Origin of the sequence: Kineobactrum sediminis, from assembly GCF_002868715.1 — a bacterium.
GTDB lineage: Bacteria > Pseudomonadota > Gammaproteobacteria > Pseudomonadales > Halieaceae > Kineobactrum > Kineobactrum sediminis.
Genome location: NZ_PKLZ01000007.1, coordinates 226,853 through 241,699, shown reverse-complemented (window position 1 = coordinate 241,699; position 14,847 = coordinate 226,853). Strand labels below are relative to the sequence as shown.

Genomic DNA, 14,847 nt, shown 5'->3' with positions numbered 1-14,847 from the left:
CGACAACGCTGTAGCGCGTTTTTTTGCGCTGCAGCGCCTGTTCTCGAATAGTTGAACCCGACTTGCTTTCCCAGGGGTATTTCCTCGGACCAGATCATTATTCTGAACCGGTTATGGTGGCGTCGATGCCGCTGGCGGCTATGCTGTTAACCAGGGTGTACGCGTCACCCCCGGCAAAGCGAGTGACAACCATGACGACAGAGACTGATAACAAGGCACGAGTCAGGCAATTTCTCCACGACCTGAGTATCGGCAACCTAGAGGCACTGGTTGACGCCTATTCCAGGGACGGCTGCCTTGAAACGATGGGCACAACCCTGATTTCAGGCACTACTGACTATGCAGGCCTGCCGGCGGCAATCAGCGGCGTGTTTGGTGTTTTCCCAAGCGGTATCAATTTTACCATTCGAGGCATGGTCGCCGAGGGCGAGAAAGTCGCGGTAGAGGCCTCCAGTAAGGGCGAACACATTTCCGGTCAGACCTATAGCAACGACTACCACTTCCTGTTTGAGTTCGACAAGGGCAAACTGGTCAAACTCACGGAGTATATGGATACCGAACAGGTCACTGATGTGCTCTGTGGCGGTCAACGCCAGCCCTACCCTCTTTAGGAGCCTGGTAGCGCGCCGTCCAACCAGTCACTGAAGCCGTAGCTTGTGGAAGCGCCGATGTGCAGCTGTTCGAGCACACCGTGTCCCACCCGGTCACCGCATGTGACGCGCACAACCTGCTGCAGGTGCAGGTTCTCGAGAGCCAACGGGTCCAGGTCACTGTCGCGCCAGCTTTCGCTACCGATCACCAGCTCGCCATGCCACTTGCCATGCCCCCACTCGGGGTTCTGGTAACCCAGGCCTTTCATTCTGTGCACCAGTACCGGCTCAAGCTCTACCCTCATGCTCGCACCTGATCGATCCTGCATCGTCACTGTGGCTTTGCGCATTCGACGGGTACCGGGAATCATCTCAACCTGGTGCCCGACCGTGCCCTGCCAAACCGTTGCCCCCGGATCAACCGTACCGGGAATAGCCGCCGGTTCACTATAGACCGGCAGAAAACCCTGGTCGGTGTGCCATTGATGGCCGCTGTCATCTTCAAACCAGCCCGCCAGGCTGCACTGGTCTTCCCAATGAATCGGTAACCAGCAAAAGTGTAAAGCCTTGAAATTATCCGCGGGTGCGCCGCCCGACCAGGGTTCACCTACCGGGCGAATGCCCCAGGACCGATCCTTGAGGCCGAAGGTGGTATGCCCATTCACCTGTAACTCTCGACCCTCAAAGCGGATCCACCCCTCCCACCTACCAAACTGGTCCAGTCGGGTGGCATCCATAACCAGGTGGCGATCATTACGCAGGGTCTGCCGGCCTTCTTCCATGCATGCCGTATGCGGCGTAAATACCAGATCGCACTCAATACCGGTATCGTTGGCGGCGATAGTCAGGCGATGCCGGCCCATGGGCTCGAGAATAGCGAGCACAAAGGGTCCGACGCTGGTGTCAGTAGGCTCGGCGGGAGCACGCCGGGAGCCGTGAAAAGCATATTGTTGACCGTCAATCGCCAGACTCAGGCTGCAGTCCATAATGCCCAGGTTGGGATAACGACATAGCGCCACACCAAAATAAAACGCGCCATCGCGATCATGAGCGTTGTACCAATAGCGGTCATAAGTGCAGCGATCGCTGCTTGCGGTAAGGGCAATCGGTTCTGCGGTCTGGTGGACCGGGTAATCATCCAGCTTGGAGAGCATGTTTCAATCCTTGTTGTTATTAATTAGGTGGCCAAGCATGAACCAGCCGACCCGGGCGGGCAAGTATGAAACAGGCTCCGACTTCACTCGTACAGGATATCAAACCACCCTCCCAACAGAGTCACACCCGGGTGGACGACCAGCTCGCCCGAATAGAGGGTTTGTCTGAAACCGGCGCGCCGCTTACACTGGATTTTTTTCGCGCAGGGACAGTGCAGGCATGAACGGGAATTCACAGACAACCACGACAACAGGACGGATTCTCGCCAGCATCGAAAGGATTGGTAACAAACTGCCTGATCCAGCCGTTTTGTTTATCGCTCTATTGTTTATAGTATGGATACTGTCACTGGCATTTTCCCTTTTCGACTATAACCTGATCGACCCGCGCAGCGGTGAAACCCTGGTGGTGGTCAACCAGTTATCCCCCGGGGCCATCACCAGCTTCCTGTCAGCCATGGTTGATACCTTTGCCCACTTTCACCCGATCGGTGTCGTGCTGGTTGCCATGCTGGGCATCGGGGTCGCGGAGCATACAGGGTTCATCAATTCGGCTCTGCGGGCCATGCTGGGCGTCACTGCGCGCTGGTTACTGACGCCCATGGTTATTCTGGTGGGCATTGTCAGCCATACCGCGGCGGATGCCGGTTATGTCCTGGTTATCCCCCTGGGCGGGATCATTTTTCACGCCGCCGGACGCCACCCGCTGGCCGGTATCGCCGCGGCCTTCGCCGGGGTATCAGGTGGCTATTCTGCAAACTTCATCCCCTCTGCGATTGACCCCATGCTGCAAGGCATATCCCAGTCCGGGGCGCAGATTATCGATGCTTCCGTCGTTCTCAACCCACTGAACAATTATTTTTTTACCGCGGCCTCCTCGCTGCTGATTGTCGCGGCGGGCTGGCTGGTGACCGACCGTTTCGTGGAGCCTCGTTTGCGCACCAGCCCGATAGATGCCGATGTGGAAGCGGAAAAAAGCCTGCAAACGCTACAGGGCCGAGAGCGCCGGGCACTGCGGATTGCGTTGTGGGCCATGTTGGCCGCCGTGGTGTTGCTGGTGATCAGCGCACTACCGGAGGGATCGGCCTGGCGCGGTCCCGGGGGCTCCCTTACCGAGTTTGGCGCACCCATGATGGCCTCGATCGTGCCACTGATTTTTCTGCTGTTTCTCCTGCCAGGGGTGGTCTACGGTATTGCCGCCGGCACTGTTACCAGTAGCAGGGATATTATTGAAGGCATGACCAAAACCATGCAAACCATGGCCTATTACCTGGTTATCATGTTTTTTATTGCTCAGTTCATCTATTCTTTCGGGGAGTCCAACCTGGGTATCCTGCTGGCCCTGAAGGGCGCCGCGGGCTTGCAGGCCCTGGGCCTTCCGGCTGCACTCACCATAACCGGCATTGTTTTCCTGACCGGATTGCTGAACCTGTTTGTGGGCTCGGCGTCGGCGAAATGGGCGTTACTGGCCCCAATCTTCGTACCCATGCTGATGGAACTGGGGATCTCTCCTGACCTCACCCAGGCTGCCTATCGAGTGGGCGATTCCACTACCAACATCATTACACCGCTAATGCCCTACTTTCCCCTGGTCGTGGTCTATTGTCAGCGGTACATAAGACATGCGGGGATAGGGACCGTAACCGCGTTGATGCTGCCCTACACAATCACCTTCATTGTGTTGTGGACCCTGTTCCTGCTGGCTTATTGGGCGACCGGCCTGCCCCTCGGGTTGCAATCAAGCTACGTGTACTAGGGCGCAACATCAGGTAGCTGTTCCTGTTCCTGTTGCGCCTGCCACAACGCGGCATAATGGCAGCCCCGCGCGAGTAATTCACGGTGACTGCCCTGCTCGACTATGGCGCCGTTATCAAGTACGAGTATCCGGTCGGCATCAACAATCGTCGATAACCTATGGGCGATTACCAGGCTGGTATGATGCCGGGCAATTTCCCGCAAGGCGCCGAGGATGGACTGTTCCGAGCGGCTGTCAAGGGAAGAGGTCGCCTCGTCAAATACCAGCACAGGCGGTCTCTTCAACACTGTGCGTGCAATCGAGACACGCTGTTTCTCACCGCCCGAAAGCTTCAGGCCGCGCTCGCCAACGCGGGTGTCGCCACCCTCCGGTAACTGCGCGATAAAATCTTCCAGGTGGGCCATGGCAATGGCCTCGGCCACTTCGGCGTCGCTGGCACCCGGCTTACCGTAGCGGATATTTTCCAGCAGGGTATCGTTAAACAATACGGTATCCTGGGGGACAATACCGATCGCCTGGCGCAGCGACGACTGGCTGACCGCGCTGATATCCTGGCCATCAATTGTGATACTGCCACTTTGCGGCTGATAGAAACGAAACAACAATTTGACCAGTGTCGATTTGCCGGCACCGCTGGCGCCTACCACGGCCACCTTTTGTCCCGGTAATACCTCAAAGCTGACGCCCTGCAGGATCGGCCGTTCGGGCTGGTACCAGAAACTCACATTGTTAAAGCGGATCGCACCCTGGGGAGCACTCAGTGCCGGGGCGTTGGCGACGTCGGTAACAGCAGGCGCGATATCCAGCAGCGCGAACAGCTTTTCAATATTCGCCATGGCACCTTTCATCTCCCGATAAACAAACCCGAGAAACCCCAATGGCATGAATAACTGGATCATGTACTGACTGATAAGCACGAAATCACCGAGCGTTAATATTCCCTGGCGTACCTGGTAGACCGCCAATCCGATCATGCTGGTTTGTGCAAGCGCAATGATCAGTGCCTGGCCTCCGTTCAGGCCAAACAGCGACAGGCGATTCTTGCGCCTGGCCTGCTCCCAGCGAGCCAGTTCTTCATCGTAGCGCTCGGCTTCATAATCCTCATTGCCGAAATACTTCACTGTTTCAAAATTCAACAGACTGTCTACCGAGCGTGTATTGCTGGCCGAGTCGGCTTCGTTCATTTCGCGCACAAAGCGCGTGCGCCACTCCGTGGCACCAAACGAAAACCAGCCGTATGCCACCACCGACAAGAGGGTGACCAGTGCATAGCCTGCGCCGTAGTTGATGAAGAAAACCGTGACCACTGCAATAATTTCAAACAGCGTGGGCACGATATTGAAGACCATGAAACGAAGCAGAAAGCTGACACCGGTCGTGCCACGCTCAATATCCCGAGCCAAGCCACCGGTGCGGCGCTGCAAGTGAAAATCGAGATCCAGCGAATGCACGTGCTTGAATACCTGGAGCCCCAAACTACGCATGGCACGTTCAGTAACCCGGCCAAACAGGGTATCCCTGAGTTCAGCGAACAAAACGCTGGTGAGCCGGGCCAAACCGTAGGCGACAACCAGGCCGAGAGCCAGGCTACCGGCCAGTGCCGTATCGGCAGACACATCCAGGCCGTCCACCAGGTGTTTCATGATGAAGGGTATGACCAGCGTTGCTGCCTTTGCCAGCAACAGACAGGCCATGGCAAGCCCTATCCGGCGGCGATGATCCCTGAGGTAGGGCCAAAGCCGCGGCAGGATGGACCAGTTCAGGGTTTGCCCTGACTCTGCTGTTGCTTGAGAACGCATGAAACCTCTATGCTTCCGTGAAATCACCGCGCCTCATCGAGCCAGCACATACTGCCCCCCGAGGTGATCACGCGGTAAAAAGACGGCAGGATAGCAAAAACCACAGCGCTCCACCTGCGCAAAGTGGAAACCGCTCTTAATCTTCCAGCAAATGGTGAAAGTGCTGGGGCTGAAACCCCCTGTATTGCATGAACCGGCTACGTTTGGCTTTTTCTTTCAGCGCGGCCTCCCGGGCGGCCCTGCGCCGGGCGAAGTCGGGATCAGGCTCATCATCCACCCGGCCGGGTAGAGGTGAATTACCAAACTTTCTGGCATACGCCGCCTCCGCCAGGGCGAACCACTCCGGCTGCACCACCGCATGAGCCTTATCGATGGTCTCGTCGTCAAGGCCTCGCTCACGCATATCCCTGTGTATCCGCCCCGGCCCATAGCCCCGGGCAATACGTTGGCGCAGCAAACTCTCAGCGTAGCGCTGGTCGCTCTGCAAATTTTCCTCGCTGAGACTTTGCAGCACTTCTTCAACGAGGGTCGGGTTGGCGAAACGACGCCCGAGCTTGTTCAGCAGTTCGTGCCGGGAATGCTCGCGCCGCGCCAGTAAATTCATTGCAGCCAGCCGAATGTCGGCCGGTCGAACCGGCGCAACAGGGCTATCAGGCTTATCGGGCTGTCGAATAGGGTCAGTCACTGTCTATGTCACTATTCCCGGAGAATAAAAACGACATCGGGAGTGAGTGTGTAGCAGTAATATCCCGATGTCGGAAAAGTAACCCCGACGTGTATAAAACGCCGCCGGGGCTGCGTAGAACCTATATTTCCTCTGGCTTGCCTTCAACTTCAGCGGCCTTGGGTTCCTTTTTTTCGGAGGCGGTGCCAACCAGCATCTGGCTGCGGATATTCGCTTCAATCTCATTGGCAATTGCCGGATTCTCTTCCAGAAACCTGGCTGCATTGGCTTTGCCCTGGCCAATCTTGTCGCCCTTATAGGCATACCAGGCGCCGGACTTGTCGACCATATTGAGTTTCACGCCCCAGTCGATGACTTCCCCCATGTGGTAGATACCCTTGCCGTACATGATCTGGAACTCGGCCTGCTTGAACGGCGGCGAGACCTTGTTTTTAACCACCTTCACCCGCGTTTCATTACCGATGACCTCGTCGCCATCCTTGACCGCACCGATGCGACGAATATCCAGGCGCACGGAGGAATAGAATTTCAGTGCGTTACCCCCCGTTGTGGTCTCGGGATTACCAAACATGACCCCGATTTTCATCCGGATCTGGTTAATGAAGATCACCAGGCAATTGCTGTGCTTGATGGCCCCGGTAAGCTTGCGCATAGCCTGGCTCAACAGCCGCGCCTGGAGACCAACATGGGAGTCCCCCATCTCGCCTTCAATTTCAGCCTTGGGGGTCAGTGCTGCCACCGAGTCGATAACCAGTACATCGACGGCGCCGGAACGAACCAGCATCTCCGCCACTTCCAGTGCCTGTTCACCGTTATCCGGCTGGGACAGGATGAGATCTTCGACCTTGACGCCCAGCTTTTCGGCATAGGTGGGATCCAGTGCGTGTTCGGCATCGATGAATGCCGCGGTACCCCCGGTTTTCTGGGACTCGGCAATCACTTGCAGGGTCAGGGTGGTTTTACCGGAGGATTCGGGGCCGTAAATCTCACAGATGCGGCCTTTCGGCAGACCGCCGATGCCGAGGGCAATATCCAGGCCCAGGGAACCTGTGGAGATCGCCGGCATGGCTGGACGATCGTCACCCATGCGCATCACGGTACCTTTGCCAAACTGGCGCTCTATCTGGGTGAGGGCTGCATCCAGTGCTTTCTGTTTATTGGCATCCATAATCGACTCTCCTGTCGTGGTGGGACTGTTTGAGTGGCTGACCGCGCCGTTGCGGCCCACCAAAGTACTGTATATATACTCAGTGCATTGAGCGTGAAATGCAAGACCCTTTGGGTGGGAAAATTGGCCAAATACGGCCAGTGCGCGTAAATATGTATGCTCAGGCGACAGATCTGGCGAGGCCGTGCAAACCGCCAACAAAAGCCCCACGCCGCTGCTCACAGGGACGGGGCTGATGAGTTGTTCGGGTTAAAGCAGAAAGCCGGGCCTTAGCGGTGGAGCATTGAGTATCAATGACATAGAATTGCCCCTCCATTGCCCTGAAAACCGGATACTCATGTCCCTACTGCAAAACCAGACCGCGCATTGCTGGAACGCTGGCTCGAAGAAGCCAGGGTGCACTGCTATGTTTGTGAACATTGTGAAAGCCTGCACATCGCCGATTTGCGGTCTCTTGAGGGCGTCATCGACAGCAGGCTGTTACTGGAGCCCTTTGGTCTCGTACTGACCACCGAGCTCGAGATCCGGCCGATGGCGCTGCTGGCCGTTTCCGCGGATATCGGCAGGCTCAGCATGGAGTATCCCACACTCAAGATCTTTCTTGATATCGTTGATGACGCCACGCCGCAACTTATCGTTGCGGGGGTGTTCCCCTGTGCATCGGGCCTGGTTCCAGAGCAGTTCGCAAGCTTTACGGGCCTGACCATGCAGGCGAGCAGACAGCTCGCCCAGGAGTGCCTGGGACTGGACTACCTGTTTTCGGCAGAAGCCGCCGCTGAACCCCGCCCGGCCTCCATCCTTCATTAAACACCGGGACGCTGCTTGCCTCTCCCGCTCGCTTCTGCGGTACAATCGATCTTTTCCCATATACTTGTCGGGACGCCTGAAAACCAGTGATTCCAGCGCCAGATCCAGCCCATACTCCGATGATTCAGCAATTTCTCCGGATCAAGGCGCAGCACCCGCGGGAACTGCTCTTTTACCGTATGGGGGATTTCTACGAATTGTTTTTTGACGATGCCAGGCGGGCATCGGAGCTTCTGGATATTACCCTGACCGCGCGAGGCAAGGCGGATGGTGAACCCATACCCATGGCGGGTATCCCCTATCATGCCGCCGAGGGCTATCTGGCACGGCTGGTCCGGGCCGGTATATCCGTGGCCATCTGTGAGCAGATCGGCGACCCCGCAACCAGCAAGGGACCGGTGGAGCGTAAGGTCGTACGCATTGTCACCCCGGGCACCCTCAGTGACGAAGCGTTGCTGGAAGAGCGCGCGGACAACCTGTTGCTGGCAGTAAGCCAACATCGCGAGCTGTTCGGCCTGGCCTGGCTGGACCTGGCCAGTGGTCGCTTCCGGGTGCTGGAAGTCAAGGGCGACGAAGCGCTTGGCGGTGAGTTACAGCGGCTGAACCCCGCGGAAACCCTGTACCAGGAAAATATCAGCCACCCTGCGATTACCGGGCGACGAGGTGCGCGGGCGCAACCGGCATGGGAGTTTGAACTTGAAAGTGCACACAGGTGCCTGAATCAGCAATTCCAGACCCACGATCTGCAGGGCTTTGGCTGTGATCAACTGACACTGGCGATCGCTGCTGCGGGTTGCCTGCTGCAATATGTTAAAGACACCCAGCGCAGCAATCTTCCCCATATTCGCAGCCTGGGGCACGAGAACCGGAACGACAGCGTGATTCTCGACGCCGCAACGCGGCGCAATCTGGAGATTGACCGAAACCTGGCCGGCGGTGACGACAATACCCTGTTTGCCGTGATGGACCAGAGCGTTACCGCCATGGGCAGCCGGCTATTGCGTCGCTGGCTGCATCGGCCGCTCACCCACATCCCTACACTGGAAGCCCGCCAGGGTGCGATTCGCACCCTGTGTGACGAGGACCACTATCAACCGGTACGGTTGGCACTGAAACCGATTGGCGACATGGAGCGCATATTGAGCCGTGTTGCCCTGCGCTCGGCACGTCCGCGGGACCTGACCCGGTTGCGCAGTTCCATTGAAGCGCTGCCAGCGTTGCGCAGTGCCCTTGCGACGTGCAGCAGCCCGCGGCTGGAGGCACTGTCCGGCCAGGCTGCCGAATATCCCCAGCTGTGCACCCTGCTGCAGGCCGCGATCAGGGATAACCCGCCGGTTGTTATCCGCGAGGGCGGCGTCATCGCCCCGGGCTTTGACGCCGAGCTGGACGAGTTGCGAAAAATCAGCAGCAACGCCGGCGACTACCTGCTGGAAATCGAACAGCGTGAGCGCGAGGCCACCGGCATCAGCAGCCTCAAAGTGGGTTATAACCGGGTGCACGGCTACTACATCGAAATAAGTCGAAGCCAGTCGGAACGCGCCCCCGACAGCTACCAGCGCCGGCAGACGCTGAAAAACGCCGAGCGCTTCATCACCCCTGAACTGAAGACGTTTGAGGACCGGGCGCTGTCCAGCAAGAGCCGGGCACTGGCGCGCGAAAAAGCACTCTACGAAGAGGTACTTGAACAACTCAACGAACAGCTTGCCCTGTTGCAGGACAGCGCTACCGCAGTGGCAGAAATAGACGTGCTCGCCAACCTGGCTGAGCGTGCAGACAGCCTGCGCCTGTGCCAGCCCGAGTTCACCCGGGTGCAGCAGCTGGAGGTCAGCGAGGGGCGCCACCTGGTCGTGGAGCAGGTTTTGGATGAGCCCTTCATCGCCAACGACACGGTACTCAACAACCAGCGCCGGATGCTGTTGATTACCGGGCCCAATATGGGTGGTAAATCCACTTATATGCGGCAAAACGCGGTAATCACCCTGCTCGCTCATGTCGGCAGTTTCGTACCGGCAACCGCAGTGCGACTGTCACCCGTCGATCGCATCTTTACCCGCATCGGGTCCTCCGATGACCTCGCCAGCGGCCGCTCCACCTTCATGGTGGAAATGACTGAAACCGCCAATATCCTGCACAATGCCACCGAGCACAGCCTGGTACTGATGGATGAAGTGGGCCGCGGCACCAGCACCTTTGACGGTCTCAGCCTGGCCTGGGCCGCGGCAATTGCGCTGGCACAGCAGGTGCGGGCCTTCACCCTGTTTGCCACCCACTATTTTGAACTCACCGCACTGCCGGAACTGTGCCCGACCATGGCCAATGTGCATCTCGACGCCACCGAACACCAGGACCATGTGGTGTTCCTGCATAATATCCAGGACGGACCCGCAAATCGCAGTTTTGGCCTGCAGGTTGCCAAGCTTGCCGGTATCCCCGAGCCGGTCCTGCGGGCGGCGCGGGACAAACTCAGGGAACTGGAGAGCAACCGGGATACGGCCACCGGTGCCGTTACCGCACCCACCCAGGCAGAGCTGTTCAACAGCCCGCAGCCACATCCGGTGATAGATCAGCTGGAAGCCCTGGACCTCGACGAGCTGAGCCCCAGGGAAGCATTGGATCTGCTCTATCAGATGCGTTCCAAGCTACACTGAAAAGCCTTCAATTCTCTTCACCGAGCAGGTAAACTGCCCCCCTTCTTTTCTGACACCGAGGCGAAAGCGACATGACTTTTGTAGTTGGCGAACAATGCATCATGTGCAAACACACAGACTGTGTCGAGGTGTGCCCGGTAGATTGTTTTTACGAGGGCCCGAATTTCCTCGTCATACACCCGGATGAGTGCATTGATTGCGCACTGTGCGAACCCGAGTGCCCTGTTGATGCCATTTATTCCGAGGACGAATTGCCGGAGGACCAGCAGGTATTCCTTGAACTCAATGCCGAGCTGGCCGAAGTCTGGCCCAATATCACCGAAATGAAGCCGCCGCTGCCGGACGCCGAAGAGTGGGCAAACAAGCCCGACAAACTGCGATTGCTCGAACGCTGAAAGAGCCGGAGCCACAAAAAAACCCCGCCATCGCGGGGTTTTTTTGTGGCTCCTTTTTATGGTTCCGGTTTGGCGCAACCTAACTGAATAAGGTTTCGCTATTGAGGCCGTTGCTTTCCATTATCGTGCGTAGCCGGCGCAGACCTTCAACCTGGATCTGTCGCACCCGCTCCCGGGTAAGGCCGATCTCGCGCCCCACATTTTCGAGGGTGGCACTTTCGTGGCCTCGCAGACCAAAACGACGGGATACCACCTCGCGCTGCTTGTCCGACAGCTCATCCAGCCAGAAATCGATACTTTCACGTATATTCTTGTCCTGGAGCAATTCCGAAGGATCCGCCTCGCGCTCATCCGCCAGGGTCTCGACCACAACCTTGTCTGAGTCGGGCCCTATCGGGACGTCGATTGAGCTGACCCGTTCATTCAGGCCCAGCAGGCGCTTGACGTCTGCAGGTGGCTTTTCCAGGAGGTCTGCGATTTCCTCAGCAGTAGGCTCATGGTCCAGGCGCTGGGTAAGTTCCCGCGCCGCCCGCAGGCAGCCATTGAGTTCCTTGACGACATGAATGGGCAGCCTGATGGTTCGGGTCTGGTTCATGATGGCCCGCTCTACGGTCTGGCGGATCCACCAGGTTGCATAGGTGGAAAAACGGAAGCCACGCTCCGGGTCAAACTTCTCCACTGCGCGGATCAACCCGAGGTTCCCTTCCTCGATCAGGTCCAGCAGGGTCAATCCCCGGTTTATGTAACGACGGGAGATCTTCACCACCAGGCGAAGGTTGCTCTCAATCATCCGCTGGCGACTGGCTTCGCATCCCTTGCGGGCCAGGCGGGAGTAGTATTTTTCTTCGTCGGCACTGAGTAGCGGCGAAAAACCAATTTCGTTAAGGTAAAGCTGGGTGGCATCCAGCGATTTTTCAACGGTGCGCGCCGACTTGGCCAGGTCAAACTCAAGCTCTTCCGCCTCCTGCTCAGCCAGCAGATCGTCCAGCGGAAAATCGTCGCGAGCTTTCGCGGGGGCGCGTTGAGCCCCCTCTTCATCGTATGAAGGTGGCGGCACAGGGTATGAAGGTGGCGGTGCAGGCCGCCGATCAGCTCGTGCGGTATCCATTTCCGACATAGCTCCAGCGGAGACTCGTTTTGATGCGTGTTTTGCGGTAGTCAGATCCATCGTGGTATCCCGAGGGTTATTTGTGTGGGTTTTTTTGAACCGGTTACGTAACGTCAGAAACGTCAGATTACTGACACTATGTTACCGTTTCAATACCCAAGAGACCCAAAACGTCAAAAAATTGACATCCCGCAAGAAACTCCCCCGAAGCCCCAGTATCGGGCATGATCAGTGCCCCAAAGAGGGCAAAAAATCAGTTGGACAGGGGCGCTTCAGCCGACTGGCAGCCGGCACAAACGGTTCATTGCCGGGTTGGCAAAAGGTCAGGAGAGGTCAGGAGAGGCGCGTCCGGAAGTCGTCGTAGCCGAACTCACGAACGACCTCCAGCGCATCGGTGATGGAATTCCAGAGCACAATGGCCGGCAAACGGGTACCATTGAAAGTGCTGGTCTTGACCATGGTGTAGTGGGCCATATCGGCAAACATTAACCGCTGTCCCACCTGTACCGGTTGCGGAAAACTGTAGTCACCGACCACATCCCCGGCAAGGCAGGTCAGGCCACCGAGGCGGTAGCTGTGGGGATACTCTCCCGGCAGGCCGGCACCGGCGAGCTGGGGCCGGTAGGGCATTTCGAGAATGTCAGGCATATGACAGGTGGCGGAACAATCGAGAATGGCCTGGTCCAGCGTATTCCAGGCCAGGTCAAGTACTTCGGTTACCAGCACCCCGGTGCCAATCGCCACTGCCTCCCCCGGCTCCAGATAGACCTGCACCTCGTGACGGCGGGAAAAATCGCGAATACACGTGACCAGCTGGTCGAGCTGGTATCCCGGCCGGGTAATATGATGTCCGCCACCAAAATTGACCCACTCCATCTGCGGCAACAGGTCCCCGAAGCGGGTCTCTACAGCCTCCAGGGTCCGCTGCAGGGGGGGGAAATCCTGCTCACACAGGGTATGGAAGTGCAGCCCGCTAATCCCGTCGAGGCAGGCAGCGTCAATCTGTGAGCGCGGTATTCCCAGCCGCGAACCCGGCGCACAGGGGTCGTAAATGGGTACGTCCCCCTCGGAGTGCTCGGGATTGATACGCAGGCCGAAACGTAGCTGGGGACGCTCTCGCTGGGCCTCGAGCGCCAATTCCCTGAAGCGGTGCCACTGGCCGCAACTGTTAAACACCACATGGTCGGCAATGGCCAGTATTGCCCGCAGGTCGGCTTCATTGTACCCGGCACTGAATACATGCAATTCACCGTCGTAATAGTCGTGCCCCAGGCGAGCCTCGTGCAGGCCACTGGCACAGGTACCGTCCAGGTAACGGCCGACCAGGGGTGCCAGGCGCCACATGGAGAACGCTTTCAATGCCGACAGTATCCTGGCGCCGCTGTCATCCGCGACCTGCCGCAGAATCGCCAGGTTGCGTTCCACCGCCACCTCGTCCACCACATAGCAGGGAGAAGGCAGACGCGCCAGGTCCAGCTTGCCAAAATCCGTAAACTGCAGCGCTTCCGACATCAGCTATCCTGGCCTTTCACAATATCGAGACGAAACCCGGGGTCCAGTTCGACCACTGTCCAGGGCAGCCCAAGCTCATTCATATCGGCCATGAAGGGGTCGGGGTCGCGCTGTTCCACGTTCCACACACCCGGCTCACGCCAGTAACCTTCCAGAATCATCTTGGCGCCAATAACCGCCGGCACACCGGTAGTGTAGGAAATCGCCTGGGACTGGACCTCGCGGTAGCATGCCTGGTGATCAGAGATATTGTAGATATACATGAGCCGCTCTTTGCCGTCCTTGATGCCGCGGACCATACAACCGATGCAGGTCTTGCCCTTGGTGCGTGGCCCCAATGTGGAAGGGTCGGGCAACAGCGAAGCGAGGAACTGAATGGGCACTACTTTGTGGCCTTCGTATTCCACCGGTTCAATGCTGGTCATACCAACATTGTTCAGAACCTCCAGGTGCGTGAGGTAATTCTCCGAAAAGCTCATCCAGAACTGGGCTCGCTTCAGGCCCGGGAAATGCGTGCTGAGTGATTCCAGCTCCTCGTGATACATGCGGTAGATATCGTAACTGCCGACACCTTCCGGGCACTCGAAACGGGCCTGCGTGGACATCGGTGGCGTGGTCACGAATTCGCCGTTTTCCCAATGGCGGCACTCGGCGCTGACCTCGCGAATATTGATTTCAGGATTGAAGTTGGTTGCGAACGGATAGCCGTGATCACCGCCGTTGACATCAATGATATCCAGCTCGGTAATCTCGTCGAAGTAATGCCGCGCCAGGTAGGCAGTAAAGATATTGGTGGCACCGGGATCAAAGCCGCTGCCCAGGATCGCGGTAAGGCCGGCATCGGCGAAGCGGTCCTGGTAGGCCCACTGCCAGCTGTATTCAAACTTTGCGGTATCGCGCGGCTCGTAATTGGCGGTGTCGAGATAGTTGACCCCCGCTGCCAGGCAGGCGTCCATGATACTGAGATCCTGGTAGGGCAGTGCCACGTTGATCACCAGCTCGGGCTGTTCGGCCTGCAGCAGGGCTGTCAGTTCAGGGACATTATCGGCATCCACCTGCGCAGTGCGTATCGGCCGCGACAGCTGTGCCGCGATTTTTTTGCACTTGGACTCGGTACGGCTTGCCAAAATGATGTCGCTGAAAACCTCAGGCAACTGGGCACATTTGTGGGCGACGACGCCGCCTACACCGCCGGCCCCGATAATCATAACTTTTGACATGGTTG

Annotated in this window: 12 protein-coding genes; 5 read left to right on the top strand and 7 right to left on the bottom strand. The window is 57.8% G+C overall.

Translation table 11 applies throughout. From position 1 onward, the window contains the following. The first annotated feature begins 191 nt into the window (after positions 1 to 191). Positions 192 to 611, top strand: coding sequence for a nuclear transport factor 2 family protein (locus tag CWI75_RS09260; RefSeq protein WP_162300038.1), 420 nt, complete (start codon positions 192 to 194; stop codon positions 609 to 611). Here the strand turns inward: CWI75_RS09260 and CWI75_RS09255 are convergent. Then, positions 608 to 1,744 carry an Rv3169 family protein gene (locus CWI75_RS09255; protein WP_101521217.1) on the bottom strand — a complete coding sequence of 379 codons (1,137 nt, stop codon included), beginning with the start codon at positions 1,742 to 1,744 and terminating at the stop codon, positions 608 to 610. The two genes, CWI75_RS09260 and CWI75_RS09255, sit on opposite strands and share 4 nt — an antisense overlap. A gap of 220 nt (positions 1,745 to 1,964) precedes the next feature. On the opposite strand from CWI75_RS09255, the gene CWI75_RS09250 reads away from it, so the two are divergent. Further along, a complete protein-coding gene (locus CWI75_RS09250) occupies positions 1,965 to 3,500 on the top strand; it encodes an AbgT family transporter (protein ID WP_101521216.1) in 1,536 nt (511 codons plus the stop codon). Here the strand turns inward: CWI75_RS09250 and CWI75_RS09245 are convergent. The 3 genes from CWI75_RS09245 to recA form a co-directional block, all read right to left on the bottom strand. Next, the gene (locus CWI75_RS09245) at positions 3,497 to 5,299 is read right to left on the bottom strand and encodes an ABCB family ABC transporter ATP-binding protein/permease (protein ID WP_101521215.1); all 1,803 of its coding nucleotides are present in this window, start codon (positions 5,297 to 5,299) and stop codon (positions 3,497 to 3,499) included. The genes CWI75_RS09250 and CWI75_RS09245 overlap by 4 nt on opposite strands. Before the next feature lie 136 nt (positions 5,300 to 5,435). Then, positions 5,436 to 5,903: a regulatory protein RecX gene (locus CWI75_RS09240; RefSeq protein WP_101521214.1), complete on the bottom strand. Its 468-nt coding sequence runs from the start codon at positions 5,901 to 5,903 to the stop codon at positions 5,436 to 5,438. A 202-nt stretch (positions 5,904 to 6,105) separates the two neighbouring features. Beyond that, on the bottom strand, positions 6,106 to 7,152 hold the full coding sequence (gene recA / locus CWI75_RS09235) for a recombinase RecA (RefSeq protein ID WP_101521213.1): 1,047 nt from the start codon (positions 7,150 to 7,152) through the stop codon (positions 6,106 to 6,108). Between the two features lie 366 nt (positions 7,153 to 7,518). Here recA and CWI75_RS09230 point away from each other — a divergent pair, with 366 nt between their 5' ends. From CWI75_RS09230 to fdxA, 3 genes are all read left to right on the top strand, one after another. Then, complete coding sequence (locus CWI75_RS09230; protein ID WP_101521212.1) at positions 7,519 to 7,959, top strand: YbjN domain-containing protein; 441 nt, start codon at positions 7,519 to 7,521, stop codon at positions 7,957 to 7,959. Positions 7,960 to 8,078: 119 nt separating this feature from the next. After that, complete coding sequence (mutS, locus tag CWI75_RS09225) at positions 8,079 to 10,607, top strand: DNA mismatch repair protein MutS (protein ID WP_101521211.1); 2,529 nt, start codon at positions 8,079 to 8,081, stop codon at positions 10,605 to 10,607. A gap of 71 nt (positions 10,608 to 10,678) precedes the next feature. Continuing rightward, entirely contained in the window at positions 10,679 to 11,002 is a 324-nt protein-coding gene (gene fdxA / locus CWI75_RS09220; RefSeq protein ID WP_101521210.1) for a ferredoxin FdxA, read from the top strand. Positions 11,003 to 11,081: 79 nt separating this feature from the next. Here fdxA and rpoS read toward each other — a convergent pair whose 3' ends face one another. From rpoS to CWI75_RS09205, 3 genes are all read right to left on the bottom strand, one after another. Beyond that, positions 11,082 to 12,110, bottom strand: coding sequence for an RNA polymerase sigma factor RpoS (gene rpoS, locus CWI75_RS09215; protein WP_241521149.1), 1,029 nt, complete (start codon positions 12,108 to 12,110; stop codon positions 11,082 to 11,084). A gap of 333 nt (positions 12,111 to 12,443) precedes the next feature. Further along, on the bottom strand, positions 12,444 to 13,622 hold the full coding sequence (gene nspC / locus CWI75_RS09210) for a carboxynorspermidine decarboxylase (protein WP_206604682.1): 1,179 nt from the start codon (positions 13,620 to 13,622) through the stop codon (positions 12,444 to 12,446). Further along, complete coding sequence (locus CWI75_RS09205) at positions 13,622 to 14,842, bottom strand: saccharopine dehydrogenase family protein (RefSeq protein ID WP_101521209.1); 1,221 nt, start codon at positions 14,840 to 14,842, stop codon at positions 13,622 to 13,624. The genes nspC and CWI75_RS09205 overlap by 1 nt, the downstream gene beginning before the upstream one ends. Between the last annotated feature and the right edge of the window lie 5 nt (positions 14,843 to 14,847).